Origin of the sequence: Burkholderia sp. Ax-1720 (assembly GCF_011753035.1) — a bacterium.
GTDB lineage: Bacteria > Pseudomonadota > Gammaproteobacteria > Burkholderiales > Burkholderiaceae > Burkholderia > Burkholderia gladioli.
This window is the reverse complement of sequence record NZ_VWWK01000107.1, coordinates 1-24,925: the sequence shown is the minus strand read 5'-3', so window position 1 is coordinate 24,925 and position 24,925 is coordinate 1. Positions and strand designations below refer to the sequence as shown.

Sequence of the window (24,925 nt, the reverse complement as noted above, 5' to 3'; positions counted from 1 at the left end):
GGCGCGCGGCGGCATGGGCGGCCGGCCGCAGCGCTCGCGCGAGCCGGAGCCGGCCGGCGCGATGGCGGCGGCCTTCGCCAAGCTCAAGCGCTAATCCCGGGCTTGGGCTTCGAAGCCCGCAGGAAACGAAAAACCCGCATCTCCGGATGCGGGTTTTTTCATGGCGGGCGTACAAAAGAAAAAGCCGCGCGCTTGCGCGGCTTCGTCGAGGTCGGCAACCGCAGCAGTGCTCGGCGCCGCCGCTGCGTCCAGCCTCAGATCTCGATCTTGGTGCCGAGCTCGACCACGCGGTTGGCCGGGATCGAGAAGAAGTCGGTCGGCTTCGCGGCGTTCTGGTGCATCCAGGCGAACACACGCTCGCGCCAGATCGACATGCCGGGCAGATGGGTCGGCACCACCGTCTCGCGCGCGAGGAAGAACGAGGTGTCCATCAGCTCGAAGGACATGTCGTGCTTGCGGCCGATGTCCTCGAGCACGGCCTTCACGTCGGGCGTCTCGTTGAAACCGTATTCGGCCTTGACGATATACAGCCCGCCGCCCGCCTCGTGCACCGTCACGCGCTCCTCGTCTCGCACATAGGGAATGTCGCGCGTGATGAAGGTCAGGAACAGCGTGCGCTCGTGCAGCACCTTGTTGTGCTTGAGATTGTGCAGCAGGCTCACCGGCACCAGCGTGTCGCTGCCGGTCAGGTAGATCGCGGTACCCGAGACGCGATGCGGCGGATGCGCCAGCAGCCCCTGCAGGAACGGCGTGAGCGGAATGCCGTCGGCGGCGGTGCGCTCCTTGACGATATGGCGGCCCTTGAACCAGGTGGTCAGCAGGAAGAACAGCAGCGCGCCGATGCCGAGCGGCAGCCAGCCGCCCTGCGCGACCTTCAGCAGGTTGGCGCCGAAGAAGCCGAGGTCGATGATCATGAACACGCCGATGATGCCGGCCACCAGCAGGCGGTTCCACTTCCAGACATTGATCATCACGACACCGGCCAGCACGGTGGTGATCACCATGGTGGCGGTCACCGCGATGCCGTAGGCGGCGGCCAGGTTGTCGGAGGACTTGAAGCCGATCACGATGCAGAGGATCACGAACAACAGCAGCCAGTTCACCACCGGCACGTAGATCTGCCCGATCGCCAGGTCCGAGGTGTGCAGCACCTTCATGCGCGGCACGTAGCCGAGCTGGATGGCCTGGCTGGTCAGCGAATAGGCGCCCGAGATCACCGCCTGCGAGGCGATCACGGTGGCCACCGTGGACAGCACCACCAGCGGCAGCAGCGCCCAGTCGGGCGCGAGCAGGAAGAACGGGTTCTCGATCGCCTTCGGATTCTGCATCAGCAGCGCGCCCTGGCCGAAGTAGTTCAGCACCAGCGAGGGCATCACCAGCACGTAGGCGGCGAGCCGGATCGGGCGCATGCCGAAGTGGCCCATGTCGGCGTAGAGCGCCTCGGCGCCGGTCAGCACCAGCACCACCGAGCCGAGCACCACGTAGGCCTGCAGCACATGGGCCGACATGAAGGAGAAGGCGTAGTAGGGATTGATCGCCGCGATCACCATCGGCACGCGCGCGATGTGGTAGATGCCGAGCGCGGCCAGCGTCAGGAACCAGATCACCATGATCGGGCCGAACAGCTTGCCGACCATCGCGGTGCCATGGCGCTGGATCCAGAACAGCGCGATCAGGATCACCACCGTGATCGGCAGCACCATGTGGCTCAACTGCGGCGTCGCGATCTCGAGGCCCTCGACGGCCGACATCACCGAGATGGCCGGCGTGATCACCGCGTCGCCGTAGAACATGCAGGCACCGAAGATGCCGAGCGCCATGAGGATCCTGGTGGCATTCCTGCGCGGTTCGATCGAGCGCAGCGCCAGCGCCATCAGCGCCAGCACGCCGCCCTCGCCGTTGTTGTCGGCGCGCATCACGAACAGCACGTACTTGACGCCGACCACCAGCATGATGGCCCAGAACAGCAGCGAGATCACCCCGAGGATCGAGGCCTGCGTCAGCGGGATCCCGTGGGCCGGGCTGAACGCCTCCTTCAGCGAATAGAGCGGGCTGGTGCCGATATCGCCGAACACCACGCCGATCGCCGCGACGGCGAGAGCCTGCAAGGAGGAAGAGCGTGTGTTCGAATGGTTCGTGTCGGTCATGGAAGCGTAACGTTCCGTTCTGGGGTCGGAAAAACGAGCGCTATTCTAGACTGACCGGGTCGCAATGCCACCTCGCGGTGTTGCCGTGATGCGACGCGGCGCGGCCAGTGTAGCATGCGTCCCCGTTTAGACGGAAAGCGCGCCGGCAGACTGGGCGCCGGCGCGCAAAATGAAATCGGCGCCCATGGGCGCCGATGCGGTGCGCCGCGCGATCGCTTCGCGCGGCGTGTCGAGCGAGTCGCTTACTGCGCCGCCTCGTCGTTGCGCTGCGTATAGCCGCGCTTGGTCCAGGCCACCAGGTTGTGGGGACGCAGCGTGTCCCACTCCTCGAAGGGCTGATGGATCCAGGGATTCGTCGCCAGGTGCTGGACGAAGTAGTCGGGCTTGACCTTCGAACAGGCCTTGTACCAGAGCACGGCCGAGCGCACCGCCGTGACCGACGGATAACGCTCCTTCAGATGCTGCTGGACGCGCGCGAGCGTGACGCCCGAATCGACCAGGTCGTCGACCAGCAGCACGTTGCCCGACAGGTTGCCGCGCGTCATGGTGATGTACTGCGCGATATCGAGATCGCCCTGCTGGGTGCCGGCCGCCTCGCGATACGAACTGGTCGCGAGAATCGCGAGCGGCAGGTCGTAGATGCGCGAGAGCTGGTCGCCCACGCGCAGGCCGCCGCGCGCGAGGCAGAGGATCTGGTCGAACTTCCAGCCCGATTCGTGCACCGCGAGCGCGAGCAGCTCGACGAGCCGGTGATATTCGTCCCAGCCCACCCAGAGGTTCTTGTCGTCGTTGCGAGGATCGGACATGGCGATCGGAGCGCCGTGATGATTCGTGGCTTGCGTCATCGTGCGGGCGAACCTCAGACCTTGAACGGATGACGCAGCAGGATCGTCTCGTCGCGATCGGGGCCCGTCGACACCATGTCGATCGGCACGCCAGCCACTTCCTGGACGCGCGTCAGGTAGGCGCGGGCCGTCGCCGGCAGCGCATCCCAGCGATCGATGCCGACCGTGCTTTCCTTCCAGCCCGGGAAGGTTTCGTAGACCGGCTCGCAGCGCGCCACGTCGGCCGCGCCGCGCGGCAGCAGGTCGACGTCCTTGCCGTCGATCTTGTAGCCGACGCAGAGTTGCACTTCCTCAAGACCGTCGAGAACGTCGAGCTTGGTCATGCAGAGGCCCGACACGCCGTTGATCTGGATCGAGCGGCGCAGCGCGGCCGCGTCGAGCCAGCCGGTGCGGCGCGGACGGCCCGTGACCGAACCGAATTCCTTGCCGACGTTGGCCAGCGTCAGGCCGACCTGGCTCTGGCGCGCGGGATTGTCCGCGTCGTAGAGCTCGCTCGGGAACGGGCCCGAGCCGACGCGCGTGCAATAGGCCTTGGTGATGCCGAGGATGTAGTTGAGCTTCTGCGGGCCGACGCCGGCGCCTGCCGCGGCCGCACCGGCCACGCAGTTGCTCGAGGTGACGAACGGATAGGTGCCGTGGTCGATATCGAGCAGCGTGCCTTGCGCGCCTTCGAACAGCAGGTTCTGGCCTTGATGGTTCGCGTCGTAGAGGCGGCGCGAGACATCGGTGACCATCGGCTTGAGACGATCGGCATAACCGAGCATCGTGTCGAGCGTGGCCTGGAAATCGACGGCCGCGCCGCCGAGATACTGGGTCAGCACGAAGTTGTGGAAGTCGAGGTTCTCGCGCAGGCGATCGGCGAAGGTCTTCGCGTCGAACAGGTCCTGCACGCGCAGCGCGCGGCGGCCGACCTTGTCTTCGTACGCGGGGCCGATGCCGCGGCCGGTGGTGCCGATCTTGCCGGCGCCGCGGCGCGCTTCGCGCGCCTGGTCGATCGCGACGTGGTAAGGGAGGATCAGCGTGGCGGCTTCGGAGATGAACAGGCGCGAACGCACGTCGATGCCCGCTTCTTCCAGCTCGCCGATTTCCTTGAACAGCGCCTCGGGCGACAGCACCACGCCGTTGCCGATGTAGCAGGCCGTGCCCGCGCGCATGATGCCGGAAGGAATGAGGCGCAAGATGGTTTTCTTGCCGCCGATGATGAGGGTGTGGCCGGCGTTGTGACCGCCCTGGAAACGCACGACGCCGTGAGCGTGGTCCGTCAGCCAGTCGACGATCTTGCCCTTGCCTTCATCTCCCCACTGGGTTCCCACGACGACGACGTTGCGCCCGGGAGTCACATTCACTGCGCTGGCAGACATGTTGATTCGTTAGCTGGTTAAAAACGTATTCTACCTAGGTTCGGCGCGGGTTCCGAATTTTTCCGTTTCGCGTCAACGATATGGCACCCGAAACATCCGCGCCGCGCTTGTTTCAGCGGGTCTGGACGAGCCACGCGCCGCCCTGCTCGACCAGCACGCGGTCGCAGGCGAACTCGTCGAGCACGTGATCGTGCCCCGGCAGCGCCTGGATCACGACCTCGCCCGCATCCCGCAGCGCGGCCACCGCCACGCGCAGCGCCTCGTCCTGGCGCCAGGGCGCGAGGATCGCCGTGCCGCGTGCCTCGATCGGCGAGATTCGCGCGATTTCGCGCAGGTCCAGCGAGAAGCCGGTGGCCGGGCGGGCGCGGCCATAGGCCTGCCCGACGTGGTCGTAACGGCCGCCACGCGCCACCGCGTTCGGCACGCCGTCGACGTAGGCCGAGAACATCGCGCCGCTGTGATAGGCGTAGCCGCGCAGGTCGGCCAGGTCGATCGCGACCTCGGCGCCCTGCACCTGGGCCGCGAGCTGCGCGAGATCGTCGAGAGCGCGCGCGATTTCAGGCAGCGCCGGCAACTGACGACGTGCCTCGTCGATCACCGAGGCATCGCCGTACAGATGCGGCAGCGCGCGCAAGGCGGCGCGCGTATCCGGCCCCAGATCCTCGGTCAGTTCGTTCAGCAGCGGCACGTCCTTGCCGGCCAGCGCGCCGTACAGCGTCTCGCCACGTGCGGCGGCCACCGCGTCGCGCGAGAACAGCGCATTGAGCACGCCGGCGTGGCAGAGGTCGAGGCGGATCGTGCCGATGCCGGTCAGGCGCAGCGCGTCGAGCATCAACTGCTGCACCTCGAGATCGGCCTCGAGGCCGGCGTGGCCGTACAGCTCGGCGCCGATCTGGATCTGCTCGCGCGTCGCGTGCAGGCCGCGCGGCCGCGTATGCAGCACGTTGCCCGCGTAGCAGAGGCGCGTCACGCCCTGGCGGTTCAGCAGGTGCGCGTCGATCCGCGCGACCTGCGGCGTCATGTCGGCACGCAGGCCCAGGGTTCGGCCCGACAGCTCGTCGACGAGCTTGAAGGTACGCAGGTGCAGATCGTTGCCGCCGCCGGTCAGCAGCGACTCGAGATACTCGAGCAGGGGCGGCATCACCATTTCGTAGCCATACGAACGGAAGCGGTCGAGCAGCCTGCGACGCAGCTCCTCGATCTTGCGTGCTTCCGACGGCAGCACGTCGGCAATATTCTCGGGAAGTAACCAGGTCGACATCGTCACGGTCCTACGACAGAAACTGCGGCGCGCGCTGGCGCGCCGGATTTGGAATCGGATGGTGCAAATACCGGGCCTTTGGCGCAGCACGCGAGGCGGCGGCGCGCGCGGCGCGACGCGATCCGGCCCGATGGGCCGGAATCGGTCAAAACAGGAGAAAACGGGCCGGATCGACGGCCCTACGTCAGGTCGCGAAGACGAGCAGCACGAGGCCGATCACCATCACGATCAGGCCGCCGATCCGGATATGATGCGGCGGCCGCTCCGCTATTCTACGAAAGGTGTCGCGCCAGGCGACCGGAAACACGAACGGGAACGCGCCTTCGATGATCAGCATCAGCGCGAGAGCGAGCAACAGCGAACCGGCCAGATCCATGCGGTATCGATGCGCCGCGCGAGGCGGCGCCCCTTCTCAGCGTCAGTGTTTGCGGGGAGCGGGAGCCGGCGCCGCGGAAGCACCGCCGCCCGTCGGGCTGCGCATGAAGCGGAAGAACTCGCTGTCCGGGTCGACGACGATCACATCGTTCGCATGGAAGGTGTTCCGGTACGCCTGCAGGCTTGCATAGAACTGGTAGAACTGCGGATCGCGGCCGAAGGCTTCGCCAGCGATCGAGGCGGCCTTCGCGTCGCCCTCGCCCTTGATCTGCTGGGCCGACTGGTAGCCGTCCGCGAGGATCTGCTGTTGCTGGCGGCCCGCCTCGGCCTTGATGCGCTCCGCGTCGGCCGCGCCTTCGGCGCGCTCGGTATCGGCACGCTCGCGCTCGGCCACCGACATGCGGCGATAGGCAGCTTCGGCCGCGGCGGCGGGCAGGTCCACGCGCAGCAGCGACACGTCGGCGATCTCGACGCCGTAGTCGGCCGCCGCGGTTTGCAGCGAACGCTTGGCTTCGTCGGCGATGGCCTGTTGCGCGCCGATCGCATCGACCAGCGAGCGCGTCGAGAACGCCTGCGTCAGCGCGCCCTTAAGCGACGCCAGCAGCGGATCCACCGCATCGCGCAGGCCGCCTTCGGTCTTCGCGTAGTACTTGAGCGGATCGGCGATCCGGTAGCGCACCGCCGGGCTGACCAGCACGTCCTGCTTGTCGGCCGTGGTGCAGCTTTGCGGATCGGCCCATTCGAGCGTCTGCAGGCGCGTGTCGACCAGCACGGCCGTCTGCAGCGGCGCCGGCAGCTTCGCGTGCAGGCCAGGGCCCAGCACGGTCGGTTCGCCGTCGCCGCGGGCCGACAGCACCGCCGCATGACGCGGATCGACGATGAACACGGTGGACGACGCGACGAACGCGACCACCACAAGCGCAATGACGAGCGCAACGATTCGATTCATGTGTGGCGCTCCCCTTTACTGCAGATCGTCTTCGCGCGACCGGCTGCGGAACGCCTCGCGCGATCGCAGCGGATCGTTGCCGGGCGCCGCGCTGGCGGCATTGGCGGCGCTCGCGGCCGGCGCGGCGCTCACCGATGCCGCGGTGGCACCGGAGGATGCCGGCGCGGTGTTGCCCACATCGGGTGCGCTGGCCGGCTGGCCGGCGGCGACCGGCGCGGCGCCGCTGGCGGCTTCGGCCGCGCGCTGGCGCTGCTGCTCGACGATCTTGTCGATCGGCAGGTAGACCAGGCTGTTGCCGCTCTTGCTGCCGATATAGACCTTGGTGGCCTTCGAGTAGATGTCCTGCATGGTGTCGAGGTACATGCGCTCGCGCACCACCGCCGGCGCCTTCTCGTATTGCGCGTAGACCTGCTTGTAGCGATCCGCGTCGCCCTGTGCCTGCGTCACGACGCGATCGGCATAGGCCTTCGCATCATCGACCAGCTTGGCGGCATCGCCGCGCGCGCGCGGCAGCAGATCGTCGGCATAGGCCTGCGCCGCATTCCTGGCCGCCTCGCGCTCCTGGCGCGCCTTGCCGATCTCGTCGACCGCCGCCTGCACCTGCTCGGGCAGTTGCGCGGCCTGAATCACCACGCCCGTCACCATCAGGCCCGTCTGCTCGCGGTCGAGATCGCCCTGGATCGCCGCGCTCAATTGATCGCGCAGCTTGTCGCGATCGGCGCCCGTCACTTCGCTGGCCGCCGCGGCGCCCACGATGCGACGAATCGCCGCCTGCGCCGACTGGCGCACGGCAAGCTCGGGATCGACGGTTCGGAACAGGTAGTCGGTGGCGGAGCGGATCCGGTACTGGACGATGAAGCGCACGTCGACGATGTCGCCATCGCGCGTGAGCATCGAGGCGTCCTTCACATTCGCCACGCGCACCACGTTGTTGCGACCGATCTCGGTGGCGTGGATCTGGGCGGTATCGACGATCTCGTGCGACTCGAACGGATACGGCAGGCGCCAGTGAACGCCCTGGCCGACCGTGCCGCGAGATTCGCCGAACTGCAGCACCACGCCGGTCTGGCCGTCGGGCACCACGAACACGCCGCTGCCGGCATAAACGGCGACCAGCACGCCGATCACGATGCCGACGCCAACCCTCGCCGCGCGGCCGTTGTCGGGGCGAAAGCCGCGATTGCCGCCGCCGCCCTTGCCGCCGAACAGGCCAGCCAGGCGCCGGTTGAAATTGCGCCACATTTCGTCGAGATCGGGGGGGCCTTCGCCGTCGGGCGGCGGACGCTTCGGGTCGTTCTTGCGGGACTTGTCGCCATTGCCCTCGCCGCGACCCCAGCGGGGATCGTTGATCGACAGCATCGGGCGCTTGCGCAGCCAGGAACTCCGCTCGTTGTAATCGTTCACCTGAGTTTGTTCACCAGATTGGGCCTCGACTGTGCCGGCAGGCTGCCGGTCAGTGCCCGTGTTCGGAAACCGTGTGGTCGTCGTGCGGTTCGGTCAGCGCGTTGCCATCGAACCGAACGTCGCGCTCGGGCAGCAACCCCGTGCCGGCAAGCGCATCGCTGCTCGCGATTTCGGCAATGGCGGCACGCAGCGTATCGAGCCCCTGGCCCGTGCGTGCGCTCAAAAAGACGCGCGAAATATTACCATACTCATCGCGCTCGACCGCGTCGCCGCGGGCCGCCAGCTCGGGCATCGCGTCGATCTTGTTGAATACCAGCACCTGCCGGATCGCGTCCGCGCCGATCTCGTGCAGCACGTCGTTGACCTGCTCGATCTGCTCGAGCCGAACCGCGCTGGAGGCGTCGACCACGTGCAGCAGCAAGTCGGCGTGAATGGTTTCCTCGAGCGTGGCGCGGAACGCGGCCACCAGTTGGTGAGGCAGCTCGCGGATGAAGCCGACCGTGTCGGACACCACGATCTGGCCGACCTCGTCGCCGAGATAGACACGTCGCGAGGTGGTGTCGAGCGTGGCGAACAGCTGGTCGGCCGCATAGGCCTGCGCCTTGGTCAGCGCATTGAACAGCGTCGATTTGCCCGCGTTCGTGTAGCCCACCAGCGACACCGACATGGTGCGGTTGCGCTCGCGTTGGCGGCGCTGCGTGTTGTGCTGGCGGCGCAGCTTGTCGAGCCGCGACTTCAGCATCTTGATGCGCTCGCCGATCAGCCGGCGGTCGGTTTCGAGCTGCGTTTCGCCGGGGCCGCGCAGGCCGATACCGCCTTTCTGCCGCTCCAGGTGGGTCCAGGCGCGGATCAGCCGCGTCGACAGGTACTGCAGTTGCGCCAGCTCGACCTGCAGCTTGCCTTCGTGGCTGCGCGCGCGCTGCGCGAAGATGTCGAGGATCAGGCTGGTGCGGTCCACCACGCGGCGGTTCAGCGTGCGCTCGAGATTGCGCTGCTGGGCGGGGGCGAGCGGGTGGTTGAAGATGACGATGTCGACGTCGTTGGCGTCGCAGGCCAGGCGCAATTCCTCGGCCTTGCCGCTGCCGATGAACATGGCGGCGTCGGGGCTGGAGCGTCGACCGGTGAGCGTGACTGCGGGGCGGGCGCCCGCGCTGGAGGCGAGCAGGCTGAGTTCTTCGAGGCTGGCCTCGAAATCGGTCTTGCCGAAATCGATGCCGACTAACGCTGCGTTGATCAAATTATCGGGTGTCAAGATAAGGCGGCTGGCGTGGATCGCCGGCGGCGACGGACGCCAGCCGCGGCAATCGGGTTAGGACGAAGCTTCCGCATCCGGGTGGAAATTCACCGGGCGCGCCGGCACGACCGTCGAGATAGCGTGCTTGTAAACCATCTGGGTAACCGTGTTACGGAGCAACACGACGTACTGGTCGAACGATTCGATGTTCCCTTGCAGCTTGATGCCGTTGACGAGGTAGATCGACACCGGCACATGCTCCTTACGCAGTGCGTTCAAAAACGGGTCTTGTAACAATTGCCCTTTGTTGCTCATGGCGTACTCCATCTTTTTTGCAGGTTGATCTTCTAGATTGGCGGTGAAGAAAAAGAGATCCACCGTCAATCGCTACACTATAGCCGATTTTGCTTCCCCTGCTCCGGGGCCGGCCGTTCGGTCTAGTCGCCGCGCCCCTTGTCCGCGTAGGGGTTCACCGAGGAGCGGAACTCTATTCGCAATGGAGTGCCGGTCAGCGCGAAAGTTTCCCGGAAACGATTCTCGAGATAGCGCTTGTAGGTTTCGGTGACGGCGTCGAGCGCATTGCCGTGGACCACGATCACGGGCGGATTCTGGCCGCCCTGGTGCGCATAGCGCAGCTTCGGCCGGACCGGACCGCGACGGCGCGGCTGCTGGAATTCGACCGCCTCGATCAGCGCGCGCGTGAGCTTCGGCGTCGGCAGCTTCTTCATGGCGGCGGCATAGGCGTCGTCGACCGAGCGCAGCAGCGGGCCGATGCCGGTCTTCTCGGCCGCCGAGATGAAGTGGAACTTGGCGAATTCGAGGAATTTCAGCTTGCGGGTCAGGTCCGCCTTGGTGCGATCGCGCGTGTGGGCATCGAGCCCGTCCCACTTGTTCACGCCCACCACCAGCGCGCGGCCCTGCTCCACCACGAAGCCGGCGATGTGCGCGTCCTGGTCGGAGATGTCCTGCTGCGCATCCAGCAGAAGAATGACGACGTTGGCGTCGGAGATCGACTGCAGCGTCTTCACCACCGAGAATTTCTCGATCGCCTCGAACACCTTGCCGCGACGGCGCAAGCCGGCCGTGTCGATCAGCGTGTAGGGCTTGCCGTTGCGCTCGAAGTCGACGTAGATCGAATCGCGCGTGGTACCCGGCATGTCGAAGGCGATCACGCGGTCCTCGCCGATCAGCGTGTTGACCAGCGTCGACTTGCCGACGTTCGGGCGGCCCACGATGGCAATCTTCACGCCGCGCGAGGCCTGGGTATCGTCGGCTTCCTCAGGCTGGCCGGCGTAGGCGACTTCCAGCGCCTCGTTGATCATGTCGGTCACGCCGTCGCCGTGCGCGGCCGAGATCGCGCGCGGGTCGCCCATGCCGAGCTCGTAGAAGTCGGAGGCGACCGCCGTGTACTTCATGCCCTCGGCCTTGTTGACCACCAGGAAGATCGGTCGACCAGTCTTGCGCAGGTAGTCGGCGATCGACTTGTCCTGCGGCGCGAGCCCGTTGCGGCCGTCGACGATGAACACCACCACGTCGGCTTCCTCGACCGCCTGGCGCGTCTGGCGCGCCATTTCGTGCAGGATCCCGTCCTTCGCGACCGGCTCGAAGCCGCCCGTGTCGACCACCAGGTAAGGGCGCGCGCCAGCCCGGCCCTCGCCGTAATGGCGGTCGCGCGTGAGGCCCGGCAGGTCGGCGACGAGGGCGTCGCGCGAGCGTGTGAGCCGGTTGAACAGCGTGGATTTCCCCACATTGGGGCGCCCGACGAGGGCAATGACCGGTTTCATTTGATGTCGTCTACGGTATTACGCAGGAGCGGGAGACCTGCCGCGCGCGAGATGCGCTGCGACGGGCGGCTGCGTTGAATGAAAATTAGCACGAATTCCGCGCCGCGACGGGCGCTCGCGTGCGACTCGCGCGACGCGTGAACACGGCGGCATGCCGCCCGGGCAGCGCGCCGGCCCCATCCGCTCGGGGGCATCGGCAGCAATCGCCACGCCAAAAAAACACGCGCGGCCCGCGCCATCGGGCGCCGGGCCGCGCAATTCCAAACCGATCGCTCAGCGCGGACGGAAGCCGTACAGCTCGCCGTCCTGCGTCTGCACCACCAGCGTGTCGCCGGCCAGCACCGGCGCCGCCGTGATCGGGCTGCCGTCCGTCTTCATGCGCGCGACGAAGGAACCGTCGTCACGCGACAGGAAGTGGACGAAACCCTTGTAGTCGCCGAGCACCAGCGCATGGCCGAGCAGGTAAGGCACGCCGACATCGCGACTCTTAAGCTTGTCGTTGCGCCAGAGCTGGTTGCCGGTCGACACGTCGTAGGCCGTGACCACCGACCAGTCGTCGCCGCCAGCCAGCACGGTATCGTCCTGCGCCACGCCGCTGCGGCTCGAGAAAGCCTTCTCCCAGAGCGGACGGCCCGAGTTCGCGTCGAAGCAGCCGATCTGCCCCTGGAACGTGACCGCGCAGGACAGCGCGCCGACCAGGGTGGGCGGGCCGCTGACGTCGTTGATCCGCTCGACCTCGGTCACGCCCTTCGGGAACGACACGGGCGTCTGCCAGAAGGCGTCGCCCGACTGCAGGTTGATGGCCACCAGCCCGCCGCCGGGGAAACCGGCCAGCACGGCCTGGTCGCCCGCGAAGGTCATGCCGGCCGACACGCGCAGGTTCAGCGGCACCGCGCGGCTGCGGTAGACCCACTTCTGCTCGCCGGTCTGCGCGGCGAAGGCGATCACCTGGCCGTCGATGGTGCGCACGATCACCAGGCCGTTGCCGACCAGCGGCGGCGAGAAGATCTCGCCCTGCACGTTGGTCTGCCAGAGCTGCTTGCCGTCCGCGCCGAGCACGAACACGCCGCCCTTGAGCGCGCCGACCGCGGTCAGCGTGCCGTCGCTGCCGACGCCGGCCGACAGGTCCGAGCGCAGCTTGGTGCGCCACACGGTCTGGCCGGTCTTGGCATCGATCTTCTCGACCGTGCCGTTGGTGGCCGCGGCGTACACCGCGTCGCCGACCGCGATCGGCGAGAACGAATAGCGCCCGCCCTTGCCGACGCTCGTCTTCCACGCCTGCTGGACATTGAGCACGGGCTTGATCTCGGTGAGCGGCGTCGGCACGCGGCGCGCGTCCTTGGTGGCCGAGCAAGCCGACAGCGCGAGAATGGCAGCGGCACAGGCGATCGGAAGAGCGTTACGTTTCAGCAAATTCATCGGTGAGCGAAGCTATCTAGGGTTGTGGAACGAGCGTGGACGCTCAGCTACCGAGCGCGTCGAGCTTGAACTGCACGAGCTGGCGCGCGCGCTGGTCTTCCTTCGGCAGCGAGTCGAGCGCGAGCTGGTAGGCCGAGCGCGCGTCGTCGCGCTTGCCCTGCGCCGCCAGCAGGTCGCCGCGCCGGTCCGCGACGAGACCCTTGAAGCCTTCGTCGGACGTGCCGTTGAGCAGCGCCAGGCCGGCGTCATAGGCCTTCTCGTCGAGCAGCAGCGAAGCCAGGCGCAGCTTCGCGATCTGCTTGTACTCGTCGTCCTTCGCGTGATCGATCGCCCATTGCAACTGGGTCTTGGCGCCGGCCGAATCGCCCGCCATGTACAGGCCCTTGGCCGCCGCCAGCGCCGTCATCTGCGCATAGGCGGTGCCGCCGTACTTGTCTTCCATGTCGGCGGCCGCGCGCGCGATCTTCGCCTTGTCGCCGGAGGTGACGGCCTGCTGCACCGCCTCGTACAGCCCGGAAGCTTCGGAGGCCTGATGGCGCTGCCAGAAATTCCAGCCGTTCCAGGCCGCGACGACGACGAGCACGGCAGTCAGGATCCAGGTCGTCAGGTTGCCCCAGCGGGCCCACCACGCTTTTACGCTTTCAATCGATTCTTGTTCGTCGTGATAACTCATCGCCTAGCGATTCCTTCTGTCCAGCTTGTTGTCGAGCGGATGCGCCGCGATCAGTCGTCGCCGTCTTCGGCGGATGCAACCATCGCATTGATTAGAAATTCGGTCAAGTTCTCGACCGTTACCGTCTGCTGCGCGCTCTTTTCGCCTTCCGCGCCGCGCAAGGCCTTCACGCCGGCCGTGCCGTTGGCGACCTCGTCCTCGCCGAGGATCACCGCGTAGGCGGCGCCGCTCGCGTCGGCGCGCTTCATCTGCGACTTGAAGCTGGCGCTCGCGCCGTCGGCGCTGCAGTGGAAGATCACGTCGAGGCCGGTGTCGCGCAGGCGCTCGCCGATGATGAAGGCCTGTTCGCGCGCCGCCTCGCCCTGGTGGACGAGATAGACGTCGACGCCGTCCTGCTCCGGCACGAGCTGCTCTTCCTTGAGCAGTTCGAGGATCCGCTCGACGCCCATCGCCCAGCCGCAGGCCGCCGTCGGCTTGCCGCCGAGTTGCTCGATCAGCGGGTCGTAGCGGCCGCCAGCGGCCACCGTGCCCTGCGCGCCGAGCTTGTCGGTCACCCATTCGAACACGGTCAGGTTGTAGTAATCGAGGCCGCGCACCAGGCGCGGATTGATCGTGAACGGCACGTTGTTGGCCTTCAGCAGGCGCTGCAGCCCGTCGAAGTGCGCGCGCGAGCTCTCGCCGAGGAAGTCGATCAGCTTCGGCGCGTTCTGCGCGATCGCCTGCAGGGCCGGATTCTTGGTGTCGAGCACGCGCAGCGGGTTCGTGTAGAGACGGCGCTTGGCATCCTCGTCGAGCACCTCGACGTGCTGCTCGAGGTACTTGATCAGCTCGACGCGGTGCGCGGCGCGCTCCTCGGCCAGGCCGAGCGAGTTGATCTCGAGCTTGATGCCGGTCAGGCCCAGGTCATCCCACAGGCGCTGGCACATCATGATGATTTCCGCGTCCGCATCCGGGCCGGCAAAACCGATCGCTTCCACGCCGACCTGGTGGAACTGGCGATAGCGGCCTCGCTGCGGACGCTCGTGGCGGAACATCGGGCCGACGTACCAGAGGCGCTTCGGGCCGTCATACAGCAGGTTGTGCTCGATCGCGGCACGCACCACGGCGGCGGTGTTCTCCGGACGCAGGGTCAGGTTCTCGCCGTTCAGCGCGTCGGTGAAGCTGTACATCTCCTTCTCGACGATGTCGGTCACTTCGCCGATGCCGCGCGTGAACAGTTGCGTATGCTCGACGATCGGGGTGCGGATGTTCTGGTAGCCGTAGGCGCGCAGCAGCGACTTCACGGTCGACTCGAAGAATTCCCACAGTCCGGCATCCTGCGGGAGGATGTCGTTCATGCCCTTCACGCCCGTCAGTTTTTCGAGCTTTCGCTTGGTTTCGGTCATCTGATTTCGGTTGACGATTTATTGCTCGGCCGTTGCCTGGCCGTAGTTGCGCGCGACGTAGTCGCTCACGATTTGCTGGAATTCCTCGGCGATGCGCTCGCCGCGCAGCGTCTTGACCTTCTCGCCGTCGATGAACACGGGCGCGGCCGGATTCTCGCCCGAGCCCGGCAGGCTGATGCCGATGTTGGCGTGCTTCGACTCGCCCGGCCCGTTGACGATGCAGCCCATCACCGCGACGTTCATCTTCTCGACGCCCGGGTAGGTCTTGCGCCAGGACGGCATCTGCTCGCGCAGGTAGGTCTGGATCTGCATCGCCAGTTCCTGGAACAGCGTGCTGGTGGTACGGCCGCAGCCCGGGCAGGCGATCACCATCGGCGCGAACGAACGCAGGCCCATGGTCTGCAGGATTTCCTGGCCGACCACCACCTCGCCGGTACGCGGCGCGCCCGGCTCCGGCGTCAGCGAGATGCGGATCGTGTCGCCGATGCCTTCCTGCAGCAGCACGCCGAGCGCCGCCGTCGAGGCGACAATGCCCTTCGAGCCCATGCCGGCCTCGGTCAGGCCCAGGTGCAGCGCGAAGCCGCAGCGCTTGGCCAGTTCGCGGTAGACGGCGATCAGGTCCTGCACGCCGCTGACCTTGCAGGACAGGATGATCTTGTCGCGACCGAGGCCCAGTTCGACGGCGCGCTCGGCCGAGCCGATCGCCGATTGGATCAGTGCCTCGTACATCACGCTCTGCGCGTCCCAGGGGGCGCTGCGCGCAGCGTTCTCGTCCATCATGCGCGCGAGCAGGTCCTGGTCCAGGCTGCCCCAGTTCACGCCGATGCGCACCGGCTTGTCGTACTTGGCGGCAGCCTCGATCATCTGCGCGAACTGCGTGTCGCGCTTGGCGCCCTGGCCGACGTTGCCCGGGTTGATGCGGTACTTCGAGAGCGATTCGGCGCAGGCCGGGTAGTCGCGCAGCAGCAGGTGGCCGTTGTAATGGAAGTCGCCCACCAGCGGCACCGCGACGCCCATCCGGTCGAGTTGCTCACGGACCGCCGGCACGGCGGCCGCGGCCTCGGGCGTGTTCACAGTGATCCGGACCAGCTCCGACCCCGCGTTGGCCAGTTCCTTGATCTGGATCGCGGTGCCGATCGCGTCGGCGGTATCGGTATTGGTCATCGACTGCACGCGCACGGGCGCGTCGCCGCCGATCGTCACCAGGTTCCCGCCCCAACGGACATCCACCGCGTGCGAGCGGCGGCGCGGCAAGGAGCCGCCGAACACCGGTTCGGTGGAACAAATCTGGCTGCTGCGTGGGGATTGAGCTTCGGATTGCATCGTTGGATCCATTTACGCCGGAAGCGCCGCCCGCGGACGGCGCGCGAATTGAAAAAGCGTCGTGCCCGGTCAGCCACGACGCTAGCTGTCAGGGCAGCGCGAAGCGCGCGACGTTGCCCTTACCCGCCGAATATTTTGCCGGATCGACGATTTTTCCGTCGAACGTGACCGACTCGAGGCCGGCCCGGTTGCCGATCGTCACGCGCAGCGGCGTATCGCCCGCCACTTGGCGCGTCTCGCCGGCCTTCACGAGGGCCGACGCGAGTTCCTTGCCGCTCTTGTCACGCACGCTGACCCAGCAATCCTGCTTGACCGTGATGCCGAGCACCGACTGGCCGGCGGCCGCGACAACGCTCGCGCCATCGGCCGACGATGCCGCGGCCGGCGCCACCGCCGACGACCCGGACTGGGCCGGCGCCGCGGCCGAAGCGCCAGCGTCGTTCGTGGCCGACGCATTGCCGCCGGCACTCGCACCGGCATCCGAGGCGACACCGCCCGTCACCGTAGAACCACCCACCGCGATCGCGGTGGTATCGGAGGTGGCTGCCGCCTGGGCCGCCACCGAGGAAGCCTGCCCGGCTTCCGAGGCGGCCGGCGATGCCGCGCCGGTATTGGACTTGAAGCGCGCGAGCCAGTTCGCGGAATCGCCGCTCGAATGCCACATCGCCGCCGCGATCAACACCACGATCACCGCCAGCACGCCCCACAGCCAGGTGCGACCGCGCGTGGGCGCACCGAGCGGAATCGAGACGCGGCCGCGCGGCAGGCCGGTACCGGCCGAGGCCGGCATCGACAGATCGACCTCCGGCACGCCCTTCTCACGACGCAGCGCCTGCGCGAACGGCTCCGGATCGACGCCAAGCATCTTCGCGTAGCTGCGCACCACGCCAGCCGCGAAGGTCGCGCCCGGCATCTGGCTGATATCGCCGGCCTCCAGCGCGCGCAGCTTCGGCGCCGCCACCTTCAGGCGAGAGGATACGTCCGCCACCGACCAACCCTTTGCCTCGCGCAGCTGCGCGAGGCGCGCCCCGACCGCCGCCAACGACTCCAACCCCGCCGACGCCGGCTTGTGCTCGGCGTTCGTCTCTGTGCCTCTTGGCGGTTGCGGCTCGCTCATCCTAATCCTCGCGTCGATTCTTCTTCACTTGCGCGACCGCGCCGGCGCATCGCCCGGCGCCGAAGCGCAACCGTTAAACAGAGGCGGGCCAAGCCCACCCCGGATCGCTTTCGCGTCGCCCGGACTTCCCCGTCAGACAGCCCGGACTTCGATGATCTTGCCCGCTCCCGTCCGTTCCGCCAGGCGCGTGCGGTCCTTCACGGCGCCGGCAAGCTGACCGCAGGCGGCGTCGATGTCATCGCCGCGCGTCTTGCGCACGGTCGTGACGACGCCGGCATCGATCAGGATCTGCGAGAACTGCTTGATCCGCTCGTTCTTCGAGCGAAGCAGCCCCGATTCCGGGAACGGATTGAACGGGATCAGATTGAATTTGCACGGCACGTCGCGGGTCACCGCGAGCAACTCGCGCGCATGCGCGTCGGTGTCGTTGACGCCGTCGAGCATGCAGTATTCGAATGTGATGAAATCCCGCGGCGCGACGGTCAGATAGCGCTGACATGCGGCCATCAGCTCCCGCAGCGGGTACTTCTTGTTGAGCGGCACCAGTTCGTCGCGCAGCGCATCGTTCGGCGCATGCAGCGACACCGCCAGCGCCACCGGCAGTTCGGCGCCGAGGCGGTCCATCATCGGCACCACGCCCGAGGTGGAGAGCGTCACGCGGCGCCGCGACAGCCCGTAGGCGTTGTCGTCGAGCATCAGCCGCATGGCCGGCACCACCGCGCTGTAATTGAGCAGCGGCTCGCCCATGCCCATCATCACCACATTGGTGACGACGCGATCGGCCTTGCCGTTCGGCCCGGGGGCACGCCCGAGCGATTCGCGCAGCGCGAATTCCGCCATGCGCAATTGTCCGACGATTTCAGCCGTCGAGAGATTGCGCGAAAAACCCTGCTTGCCTGTCGAACAGAACCGACAGTTCACGGCACACCCGGCCTGCGAGGACACGCACAGCGTGCCGCGCGTTTCTTCCGGAATGAACACGGTCTCGACCGCGTTGCCGTTGCCCACGTCGATCAGCCACTTGCGCGTGCCGTCCGACGAGACGTGATCGCTGGCGATCTCGGGCATGCCGATCATCGCGCGGCCCTTGAGCTTTTCGCGCAAGGACTTCGCAAGATCGGTCATGCCGTCGAAATCGGCGGCGTTGTACTGATGAATCCAGCGCTGCAACTGCTTGGCGCGAAACGGCTTCTCGCCGAGGCTGCCGCAATACGCGACGAGGCCTTCGGCGTCGAAGTCGAGAAGATTGACGGAAGTTTCGCTCGTCATGGTGCCCTGCCTTGCCGCGTGCGCCGGATTCCGTTACCCGCTTAGCGCGAGTAGACGTTCAGGCCGGCGAAGAAGAACGAGATTTCGACGGCGGCCGTTTCCGGCGCGTCCGAGCCGTGCACGGCGTTGGCATCGATGCTGTCGGCGAAATCGGCACGGATGGTACCGGCTTCGGCCTTCTTCGGATCCGTCGCGCCCATCAGGTCGCGGTTCTTCAGAATGGCGTTCTCGCCTTCCAGAACCTGGATCATCACCGGGCCCGAGATCATGAAGTCGACCAGGTCCTTGAAGAACGGACGTGCTGCGTGGACAGCGTAGAACTGCTCTGCCTCACCGCGCGACAGGTGCGCCATACGAGCCGCGACGACCTTCAGGCCAGCGCCTTCGAAACGGCTGTAGATCTGACCGATCACGTTCTTTGCCACTGCATCCGGCTTGATGATCGACAGGGTGCGCTCGATTGCCATAAAAACTCCAAGAAATTAAGAAGTTACGTTTTCAAATGAATCCGCTATTGTAACACGTTCCCGTGTATCATAGCGATTGAACCCTTACACAATCGTAAGGTCGAAAACCGGGTATGCTGACACTTGCGCGTCGCCCGTGTTTTCTTGCTCGGCGGCCCTTGAAACCTTGGGCCGGCAAACCGATCTTATGCAGTGCGGCGCCCGGATTGCTGCAGCGCATCGCGATGCATCCGGTTCCCGATCGCTGTCACGTTCCATGCTAGGAGAAACCATGAACGACTATCCGTACAACTTCGGTCGCGGCGGTACGCTGGCCTCGGCCGAAACCCGCAACCGCGTGCTGCGGAATACTTACTGGCTGCTCGCGCTCTCGATGATCCCGACCGTGCTCGGCGCCTGGGTCGGGGTCGCGACCGGTTTCTCGCTGTTCGCAGCCACCAGCCCGATGATGAGCCTGCTGGCCTTCTTCGCGATCGCCTTCGGCTTCATGTTCGCGATCGAGCGCACCAAGAACAGCAGCGCCGGCGTGTTCGTGCTGCTCGGCTTCACGTTCTTCATGGGCCTGATGCTGTCACGCCTGCTCAGCTTCATCCTCGGCTTCTCGAACGGCCCGTCGCTGATCATGCTCGCCTTCGGTGGCACCGGCGTGATCTTCGCCGCGATGGCCACCGTCGCCACGGTCAGCAAGCGCGATTTCTCGGGACTGGGCAAATGGCTGTTCGTCGGCGTGATCGTGCTGATCCTGGCTTCGGTCGCCAACATGTTCCTGCACCTGCCGGCGCTGATGCTGACGGTGTCGGTGCTGGCAATCGTGATCTTCTCGGCCTACATGCTGTTCGACGTGCAGCGCGTGGTGAACGGCGGCGAGACGAACTACATCACGGCCACGCTGGCGATCTACCTCGACCTGTACAACGTCTTCACCAACCTGCTCGCCCTGCTCGGCATCTTCGGCGGCAACCGCAACTGAGCGGAATCACCGCGATGCGGATCAAGAAAAACCGGCCTTCGGGCCGGTTTTTTCATGCCCGTTCGAGATCGGCTCAGTCGCGCTCGAATACCGCGATCGATTCGACGTGCGAGGTATTGGGGAACATGTTGACGACGCCCGCGCCGCGCAGCCGATAGCCGGCCTCGTGCACCAGCAGGCCGGCGTCGCGCGCCAGCGTGGCCGGGTTGCAGGAGACGTAGACGATCCGCTTCGGCAAGGGGCCTTCGCCGCTCTGCGCGATCTCGGCCAGCGCCTTCGAGACGGCCAGCGCGCCTTCGCGCGGCGGATCGACCAGGAACTTGTCGAATGCGCCGAGGGCACGCAGGTCGTCGGCCGTCACCTCGAACAGGTTGCGGCAGGCGAACGAGGTATGGCCGTCGACGCCGTTCTCCTTGGCATTGGCCAGGGCGCGCGTGGTCAGCGCCTCGCTGCCCTCGATCCCCACCACCTCGCGCGACAGGCGCGCCAGCGGCAGGGTGAAGTTGCCGATCCCGCAGAACAGGTCGAGCACGCGGTCCTCGCGGCGCGGCGCGAGCAGGCGCAGCGCGCGGCCGACCAGCACGCGATTGATCTGATGGTTGACCTGGGTGAAGTCGGTCGGCTTGAACGGCATGCGGATGTTGAATTCCGGCAGCGTGTAATCGAGCGACTTGTCGAGCGGGTAGAACGGGAACACCGAATCCGGCCCCTTCGGCTGCAGCCAGAACTGCACCTGGTGGGCATCGGCGAACTCGCGCAGCAGCGCCTCGTCGGCTGCGTTGATCGGTTCGAGCACGCGCAGCACCAGCGCGGTCACGCTCGAGCCGACCGCCAGTTCGATCTGCGGCATGCGATCGCTGATCGAGAGCCCCTCGACCAGCCGGCGCAGCGGCACGAGCAGGGCCGAAACGTGCGGCGGCAGCACCTCGCAGCTGGTCATGTCGGCCACGTAGCTGCTCTTCTTCTCATGGAAACCGACCAGCACGCCGCCCTTCTTCGCGACGTTGCGCACGGTCAGCCGCGCGCGATAACGATAGCCCCACGACGGCCCGTGGATCGGCGAGAACATCGCCTCCGAGCGCAGCTTGGCGAGATGCCACAGATTGTCCTCGAGCACGCGCTGCTTGATCGCGACCTGCGCACGCACGTCGAGATGCTGCATCGAGCAGCCCCCGCAGGTACCGTAGAACTGGCACTTCGGCTCGCTGCGCATCACGCTCGGGCGCAACACTTCGACCAGGGTGGCCTGCTCGTAGCTGGCCTTGCGGCGATAGCTCGAATAGGTGACGCGCTCGCCCGGCAGCGCGCCCTCGACGAAGATCACCTTGCCGGACTCGCCGTCCTCGTTCACGATGCGGCCGACGCCGCGCGCCTCGTGGTCGAGCGATTCGATCTCGATGGGCGCGCTGACTTGCACGACGGGCGCGTTCCGGGACTTGCGCGCGGGAGTGTGGGCGGCTTCAGACACCAGCTTTTCCTGACATTCGTTTGTGGGAAGGCGAGATTGTAGACGAATGGCCGCCCCGCATTGGAGATTCGCCATGCAACTGATCAACTGGAACGTTCAATGGGGCCGGGACGCGAGCGGTCGCGTCGATCTTGGCCGCACCGTGGCCGAAGCGCGTGCACTCGCCGACTTCGACGTGCTGTGCCTGCAGGAACTCACGCGCGGCTTCGACAGCCTGCCCGGCGGTCCCGGGGCGGACCAGTTCGCCGAACTGGCCGCGCTGCTGCCCGGCTACACGGTGATCGAGGCGCTCGCCGTCGACCTGCCGCCCGATCCTGGCCAAGCAGCCGCCGGCGCGCCGCGGCGCCAGTTCGGCAACGCCATCGCCACGCGCCTGCCGGTGGGGCGGATCCTGCGCCACACGCTGCCCTGGCCTGCCGACGACAGCGTGCCGTCGATGCCTCGCGTGGCGCTCGAGGCGAACCTGCAGACCGCACACGGCCCGCTGCGGGTCGTCACCACCCACCTGGAGTTCTATTCCGGGGCGCAGCGCATGGCCCAGGTCGAGGCCTTGCGCGAGCAGCATCGCGAGGCGATCGACCACGCGCGGCACCCCGCCTCCGCCGAAAAGACCGGCAGCGCCTTCACGGCATCGGCGCGGGCACGCGACGCGGTCGTCTGCGGGGACTTCAACAGCGCCTGGCGCGACGATGCCTACCGGCGCCTGCTGGCCCCGATCGACGGCGCACCGGCTTTCGTCGATGCCTGGATGCACGCCCATCCCGGCGAGACGCCACCGCCGACGGCCGGCGTCTACGACACGCAGCAGTGGCAGCAAGGCTCGCTGACCTGCGACTTCGTGTTCGTGACCGAAACGCTGCGCGAGCGGATCGTGCGCTGCGAGATCGACAGCACGACACGCGCCTCCGATCACCAGCCGATCCTGCTCGAATTGCGCGACTGAGCGGGTCGCGCGCCCGGGGACGCACAATGAAAAACGGCGAATCGATTCATCGGAATCGATTCGCCGTCCCGATTCGCCTTCCGTCACCAAGCGCGGGATTATTTGGGAAATGCCGCCAGGTATTCGGCCCAATGCGGCGCCGGCTCGGCCACCAGGCTGTCCTTCACGAGCTGCACCTCGTCCGCGTATTCGACCGCGGTGAGGCCGCCGCGCATCATCTGGAAGCGGCAGTACAGCAGATAGGTATTGACGACGTCGGTCTCGCAATAATTACGGATCGCCTCGAGCTCGCCCGCGCGATACGCCTCCCAGACCTGCCCGCCGTCCATCCCCAGCTTGCCCGGGAACCCGCACAGCTTGGCCAGCGCGTCGAGCGGCGCGTTCGCGCGCGGCTGGTACAGCGCCAGCAGATCCATCAGGTCGGTATGCCGCGTGTGGTAGCGCGACAGATAGTTGTTCCACTTGAACTCGCGATCGTCCTCGCCCATGTCCCAGTATCGCGGCGCCGCGATGCCGTGCACCAGCGCACGGTAATGGAGCACCGGCAGGTCGAAGCCGCCGCCGTTCCACGACACGAGCTGCGGCGTGTATTTCTCGATGGTCCGGTAGAAGGACTGGATCAGCGCGGCCTCGCCGTCCGCGGCGGTACCGAGCGAGCGCACACGAAAGCCGCTCTTGTCGCGGAATACGCAGGAGATCGCCGCCACCCGTTGCAGGTGATGCGGCAGGAAATCGCCGCCCGTCTTTTCGCGGCGGGCCTCGAACGCATGTTCGGCCACTTCCTCGTCGCTGAGGTCGGCGGGAAGATCTTCGAGACGGCGAATGCCGTCGACATCGGGAATCGTCTCGATGTCAAAAACCAGAATTGGAGTCATGAATCAGTTACGGAACCGCGCTTTACAGAACGGCGTCCTTGCGAACGCCATTGGAGGCAAAAAACCGCTTCAGCCGCACCAGCGCTTCCTGCTGGATCTGCCGCACGCGTTCGCGCGTCAGGCCCATCTCGTCGGCCAGCTCCTCGAGCGTGGCCGGCTCGATGTTGTTCAGGCCGAAACGCCGCTCGATCACATGGCGGTGCTTGTCGGACAGGCGCGACAGCCACGCGCGCGTGAGCGTCTCGAGCTCGCGATGCTGGACCTCGGCATCGGGCGACTGGCTCTGGTCGTCGGGCAGCAGGTCCAGCAGGCTGCTCGCCGGGTCCAGGTCGAGCGGCGCGTCGAGCGAGGCGGTGTGCTCGTTCAGCGCGAGGATGTCGGTGACTTCCTCGGCTGTCTTGCCGGTCAGGTAGGCGATGTCGTCGATGCTGGCCTCGCGGCGCTCGGCCGCCTCGCCCGTCGACATCGAATTCTTTTCCAGGTGACGCTTGGCGCGCAGTACCTGGTTCAGTTCGCGGATCACGTGCACCGGCAGCCGCACGGTGCGCGCCTGGTTCATGATGGCGCGCTCGATGCTCTGCCGGATCCACCAGGTCGCGTAGGTCGAGAAACGGAAACCGCGCGTCGGGTCGAACTTCTCGATCGCGTGCATCAGGCCCAGATTGCCTTCCTCGATCAGGTCCAGGAGCGGCACGCCGCGGTTCAGGTAGCCCTTGGCGATGCTCACCACCAGCCGCAGATTGCGCTCGATCATGACCTGCCGCGCCTCGAATTCGCCGGCCTTGGCCAGCCGCGAATAGCGCTGCTCCTCCTCGACGGTCAGCAGCGGCTTGACGCTGATGCGGTTCAGGTAATGCTGGATCGTGTCGGCGGTCAGTTCCGCCTGCAGCATGGCGCGGAAATCGTCGGCCTCCGGGGCGCTTTCGCGGCGGCCGCTGCCCGATTCGCGCTCGCTACCCTCCGATTCCTCCGCGTCGGACTCGCGCGCTTCGTAGTCGCGTTCGTTCTCTGCGGCATCGTCATCGTCGTCCCTCGAAGCACCAGACCGCCCCACCGATGCTTGCGTGGCACGACTGATTTTCTCAGACTCGGCTTGCGGCTCGTGGCGCTTCGATTTCGGCATGGTCGTCTCGTCTATTGAGGCGGCAGGTACTTCAGCGGATCGACAGGTTTACCCTGCCGGCGAACCTCGAAATGCAACATCACGCGGTCGGAATCGCTGTTACCCATCTCGGCGATCTTCTGGCCTTTCGTGACGGAATCTCCCTCTTTTACCATCAAAGCGCGGTTGTGTGCATACGCCGTGAGATAGGTTGCGTCGTGCTTGACGATAATGAGGTTGCCGTAGCCGCGCAGGCCATTGCCGGCATAGACCACGCGCCCGTCGGCGGCCGCCTTGACGGGCGTGCCCGCCGCGCCGCCGATATTGACGCCCTTGTTCTTCGAATCGTCGAACTGGTTCAGGATCGGGCCGCGCACCGGCCAGGCGAAACTGACCGAGCTCGGGCCCGCGCTGCCGGCATCGGCCGGCGCGCCGTCGGCGATCAGGCTCGCGATGCCGTCGCCGAAACGCACCGGCTCGCGGATGTTGCGCCACCAGTAGCGCGCGTCGAGCGCGGTGCCGTCGAGCCTGGCGCCCGTCACGGTCGACACGAA

Annotated in this window: 23 protein-coding genes; 2 read left to right on the top strand and 21 right to left on the bottom strand. The window is 66.6% G+C overall.

Annotated features, from left to right (window positions below):
• Positions 1 to 254 precede the first annotated feature (254 nt).
• The 17 genes from F3J18_RS24945 to ndk all read right to left on the bottom strand — a co-directional run bounded on the left by F3J18_RS24945 (position 255) and on the right by ndk (position 19,013).
• Entirely contained in the window at positions 255 to 2,147 is a 1,893-nt protein-coding gene (locus F3J18_RS24945; protein WP_025097667.1) for a potassium transporter Kup, read from the bottom strand.
• A gap of 242 nt (positions 2,148 to 2,389) precedes the next feature.
• Complete coding sequence (locus F3J18_RS24940) at positions 2,390 to 2,992, bottom strand: phosphoribosyltransferase (protein WP_025097666.1); 603 nt, start codon at positions 2,990 to 2,992, stop codon at positions 2,390 to 2,392.
• Positions 2,993 to 3,006: 14 nt separating this feature from the next.
• Positions 3,007 to 4,353: an adenylosuccinate synthase gene (locus F3J18_RS24935; RefSeq protein ID WP_025097665.1), complete on the bottom strand. Its 1,347-nt coding sequence runs from the start codon at positions 4,351 to 4,353 to the stop codon at positions 3,007 to 3,009.
• A 112-nt stretch (positions 4,354 to 4,465) separates the two neighbouring features.
• On the bottom strand, positions 4,466 to 5,614 hold the full coding sequence (locus F3J18_RS24930; protein WP_025097664.1) for an ATP phosphoribosyltransferase regulatory subunit: 1,149 nt from the start codon (positions 5,612 to 5,614) through the stop codon (positions 4,466 to 4,468).
• 184 nt (positions 5,615 to 5,798) lie between these two features.
• Positions 5,799 to 5,990 carry a DUF2065 domain-containing protein gene (locus F3J18_RS24925; protein WP_025097663.1) on the bottom strand — a complete coding sequence of 64 codons (192 nt, stop codon included), beginning with the start codon at positions 5,988 to 5,990 and terminating at the stop codon, positions 5,799 to 5,801.
• A gap of 42 nt (positions 5,991 to 6,032) precedes the next feature.
• Positions 6,033 to 6,938, bottom strand: a complete 906-nt coding sequence (locus tag F3J18_RS24920; protein ID WP_025097662.1) for a protease modulator HflC — start codon at positions 6,936 to 6,938, stop codon at positions 6,033 to 6,035.
• A gap of 15 nt (positions 6,939 to 6,953) precedes the next feature.
• The gene (gene hflK, locus F3J18_RS24915) at positions 6,954 to 8,342 is read right to left on the bottom strand and encodes an FtsH protease activity modulator HflK (protein ID WP_166914758.1); all 1,389 of its coding nucleotides are present in this window, start codon (positions 8,340 to 8,342) and stop codon (positions 6,954 to 6,956) included.
• Positions 8,343 to 8,391: 49 nt separating this feature from the next.
• A complete protein-coding gene (gene hflX / locus F3J18_RS24910; protein WP_205195562.1) occupies positions 8,392 to 9,579 on the bottom strand; it encodes a GTPase HflX in 1,188 nt (395 codons plus the stop codon).
• 72 nt (positions 9,580 to 9,651) lie between these two features.
• Positions 9,652 to 9,891 carry an RNA chaperone Hfq gene (gene hfq, locus F3J18_RS24905; RefSeq protein WP_006399927.1) on the bottom strand — a complete coding sequence of 80 codons (240 nt, stop codon included), beginning with the start codon at positions 9,889 to 9,891 and terminating at the stop codon, positions 9,652 to 9,654.
• Positions 9,892 to 10,013: 122 nt separating this feature from the next.
• Positions 10,014 to 11,360 (bottom strand): ribosome biogenesis GTPase Der, encoded by a 1,347-nt coding sequence (gene der / locus F3J18_RS24900; RefSeq protein ID WP_013698242.1) that lies wholly within the window; start codon positions 11,358 to 11,360, stop codon positions 10,014 to 10,016.
• A gap of 273 nt (positions 11,361 to 11,633) precedes the next feature.
• A complete protein-coding gene (gene bamB, locus F3J18_RS24895) occupies positions 11,634 to 12,779 on the bottom strand; it encodes an outer membrane protein assembly factor BamB (protein ID WP_166914754.1) in 1,146 nt (381 codons plus the stop codon).
• Between the two features lie 43 nt (positions 12,780 to 12,822).
• Positions 12,823 to 13,452 carry a tetratricopeptide repeat protein gene (locus tag F3J18_RS24890; RefSeq protein ID WP_025097658.1) on the bottom strand — a complete coding sequence of 210 codons (630 nt, stop codon included), beginning with the start codon at positions 13,450 to 13,452 and terminating at the stop codon, positions 12,823 to 12,825.
• A 50-nt stretch (positions 13,453 to 13,502) separates the two neighbouring features.
• Positions 13,503 to 14,837: a histidine--tRNA ligase gene (gene hisS / locus F3J18_RS24885; protein ID WP_025097657.1), complete on the bottom strand. Its 1,335-nt coding sequence runs from the start codon at positions 14,835 to 14,837 to the stop codon at positions 13,503 to 13,505.
• 18 nt (positions 14,838 to 14,855) lie between these two features.
• Positions 14,856 to 16,160 (bottom strand): flavodoxin-dependent (E)-4-hydroxy-3-methylbut-2-enyl-diphosphate synthase, encoded by a 1,305-nt coding sequence (gene ispG / locus F3J18_RS24880; RefSeq protein ID WP_025097656.1) that lies wholly within the window; start codon positions 16,158 to 16,160, stop codon positions 14,856 to 14,858.
• 88 nt (positions 16,161 to 16,248) lie between these two features.
• Positions 16,249 to 17,277, bottom strand: a complete 1,029-nt coding sequence (locus F3J18_RS24875) for a RodZ domain-containing protein (protein WP_166914752.1) — start codon at positions 17,275 to 17,277, stop codon at positions 16,249 to 16,251.
• Between the two features lie 132 nt (positions 17,278 to 17,409).
• Positions 17,410 to 18,546: a 23S rRNA (adenine(2503)-C(2))-methyltransferase RlmN gene (gene rlmN, locus F3J18_RS24870; RefSeq protein WP_013698248.1), complete on the bottom strand. Its 1,137-nt coding sequence runs from the start codon at positions 18,544 to 18,546 to the stop codon at positions 17,410 to 17,412.
• Positions 18,547 to 18,587: 41 nt separating this feature from the next.
• A complete protein-coding gene (gene ndk / locus F3J18_RS24865; RefSeq protein ID WP_013698249.1) occupies positions 18,588 to 19,013 on the bottom strand; it encodes a nucleoside-diphosphate kinase in 426 nt (141 codons plus the stop codon).
• Between the two features lie 271 nt (positions 19,014 to 19,284).
• Here ndk and F3J18_RS24860 point away from each other — a divergent pair, with 271 nt between their 5' ends.
• Positions 19,285 to 19,983, top strand: a complete 699-nt coding sequence (locus tag F3J18_RS24860) for a Bax inhibitor-1/YccA family protein (RefSeq protein WP_036039602.1) — start codon at positions 19,285 to 19,287, stop codon at positions 19,981 to 19,983.
• A 73-nt stretch (positions 19,984 to 20,056) separates the two neighbouring features.
• Here F3J18_RS24860 and rlmD read toward each other — a convergent pair whose 3' ends face one another.
• The gene (rlmD, locus tag F3J18_RS24855) at positions 20,057 to 21,451 is read right to left on the bottom strand and encodes a 23S rRNA (uracil(1939)-C(5))-methyltransferase RlmD (RefSeq protein WP_096748745.1); all 1,395 of its coding nucleotides are present in this window, start codon (positions 21,449 to 21,451) and stop codon (positions 20,057 to 20,059) included.
• 73 nt (positions 21,452 to 21,524) lie between these two features.
• Between rlmD and F3J18_RS24850 the strand changes: the two genes are divergently transcribed.
• Positions 21,525 to 22,394 (top strand): endonuclease/exonuclease/phosphatase family protein, encoded by an 870-nt coding sequence (locus tag F3J18_RS24850; RefSeq protein ID WP_166914750.1) that lies wholly within the window; start codon positions 21,525 to 21,527, stop codon positions 22,392 to 22,394.
• A gap of 98 nt (positions 22,395 to 22,492) precedes the next feature.
• Here the strand turns inward: F3J18_RS24850 and F3J18_RS24845 are convergent, their stop codons facing one another.
• The 3 genes from F3J18_RS24845 to F3J18_RS24835 all read right to left on the bottom strand — a co-directional run.
• Positions 22,493 to 23,269 (bottom strand): 3'-5' exonuclease, encoded by a 777-nt coding sequence (locus F3J18_RS24845; protein WP_013698253.1) that lies wholly within the window; start codon positions 23,267 to 23,269, stop codon positions 22,493 to 22,495.
• Between the two features lie 22 nt (positions 23,270 to 23,291).
• Positions 23,292 to 24,392 carry an RNA polymerase sigma factor RpoS gene (gene rpoS, locus F3J18_RS24840; RefSeq protein WP_025097651.1) on the bottom strand — a complete coding sequence of 367 codons (1,101 nt, stop codon included), beginning with the start codon at positions 24,390 to 24,392 and terminating at the stop codon, positions 23,292 to 23,294.
• Between the two features lie 11 nt (positions 24,393 to 24,403).
• The coding region (locus F3J18_RS24835; RefSeq protein WP_240156437.1) for a peptidoglycan DD-metalloendopeptidase family protein at positions 24,404 to 24,925 on the bottom strand (522 nt) is incomplete at its 5' end.

Bases quoted from the DNA above. Each gene is read 5' to 3' on its own strand.
- F3J18_RS24945 (WP_025097667.1), bottom strand. From the start codon at position 2,147: ATGACCGACACGAACCATTCGAACACACGCTCTTCCTCCTTGCAGGCT.
- bamB (WP_166914754.1), bottom strand. From the start codon at position 12,779: ATGAATTTGCTGAAACGTAACGCTCTTCCGATCGCCTGTGCCGCTGCC.
- rpoS (WP_025097651.1), bottom strand. From the start codon at position 24,392: ATGCCGAAATCGAAGCGCCACGAGCCGCAAGCCGAGTCTGAGAAAATC.
- rlmN (WP_013698248.1), bottom strand. From the start codon at position 18,546: ATGACGAGCGAAACTTCCGTCAATCTTCTCGACTTCGACGCCGAAGGC.
- F3J18_RS24940 (WP_025097666.1), bottom strand. From the start codon at position 2,992: ATGACGCAAGCCACGAATCATCACGGCGCTCCGATCGCCATGTCCGAT.
- F3J18_RS24860 (WP_036039602.1), top strand. From the start codon at position 19,285: ATGAACGACTATCCGTACAACTTCGGTCGCGGCGGTACGCTGGCCTCG.
- ndk (WP_013698249.1), bottom strand. From the start codon at position 19,013: ATGGCAATCGAGCGCACCCTGTCGATCATCAAGCCGGATGCAGTGGCA.
- ispG (WP_025097656.1), bottom strand. From the start codon at position 16,160: ATGCAATCCGAAGCTCAATCCCCACGCAGCAGCCAGATTTGTTCCACC.
- der (WP_013698242.1), bottom strand. From the start codon at position 11,360: ATGAAACCGGTCATTGCCCTCGTCGGGCGCCCCAATGTGGGGAAATCC.
- F3J18_RS24845 (WP_013698253.1), bottom strand. From the start codon at position 23,269: ATGACTCCAATTCTGGTTTTTGACATCGAGACGATTCCCGATGTCGAC.
- hfq (WP_006399927.1), bottom strand. From the start codon at position 9,891: ATGAGCAACAAAGGGCAATTGTTACAAGACCCGTTTTTGAACGCACTG.
- F3J18_RS24920 (WP_025097662.1), bottom strand. From the start codon at position 6,938: ATGAATCGAATCGTTGCGCTCGTCATTGCGCTTGTGGTGGTCGCGTTC.
- F3J18_RS24935 (WP_025097665.1), bottom strand. From the start codon at position 4,353: ATGTCTGCCAGCGCAGTGAATGTGACTCCCGGGCGCAACGTCGTCGTC.
- F3J18_RS24875 (WP_166914752.1), bottom strand. From the start codon at position 17,277: ATGAGCGAGCCGCAACCGCCAAGAGGCACAGAGACGAACGCCGAGCAC.
- F3J18_RS24930 (WP_025097664.1), bottom strand. From the start codon at position 5,614: ATGTCGACCTGGTTACTTCCCGAGAATATTGCCGACGTGCTGCCGTCG.
- hisS (WP_025097657.1), bottom strand. From the start codon at position 14,837: ATGACCGAAACCAAGCGAAAGCTCGAAAAACTGACGGGCGTGAAGGGC.
- F3J18_RS24850 (WP_166914750.1), top strand. From the start codon at position 21,525: ATGCAACTGATCAACTGGAACGTTCAATGGGGCCGGGACGCGAGCGGT.
- F3J18_RS24890 (WP_025097658.1), bottom strand. From the start codon at position 13,452: ATGAGTTATCACGACGAACAAGAATCGATTGAAAGCGTAAAAGCGTGG.
- F3J18_RS24925 (WP_025097663.1), bottom strand. From the start codon at position 5,990: ATGGATCTGGCCGGTTCGCTGTTGCTCGCTCTCGCGCTGATGCTGATC.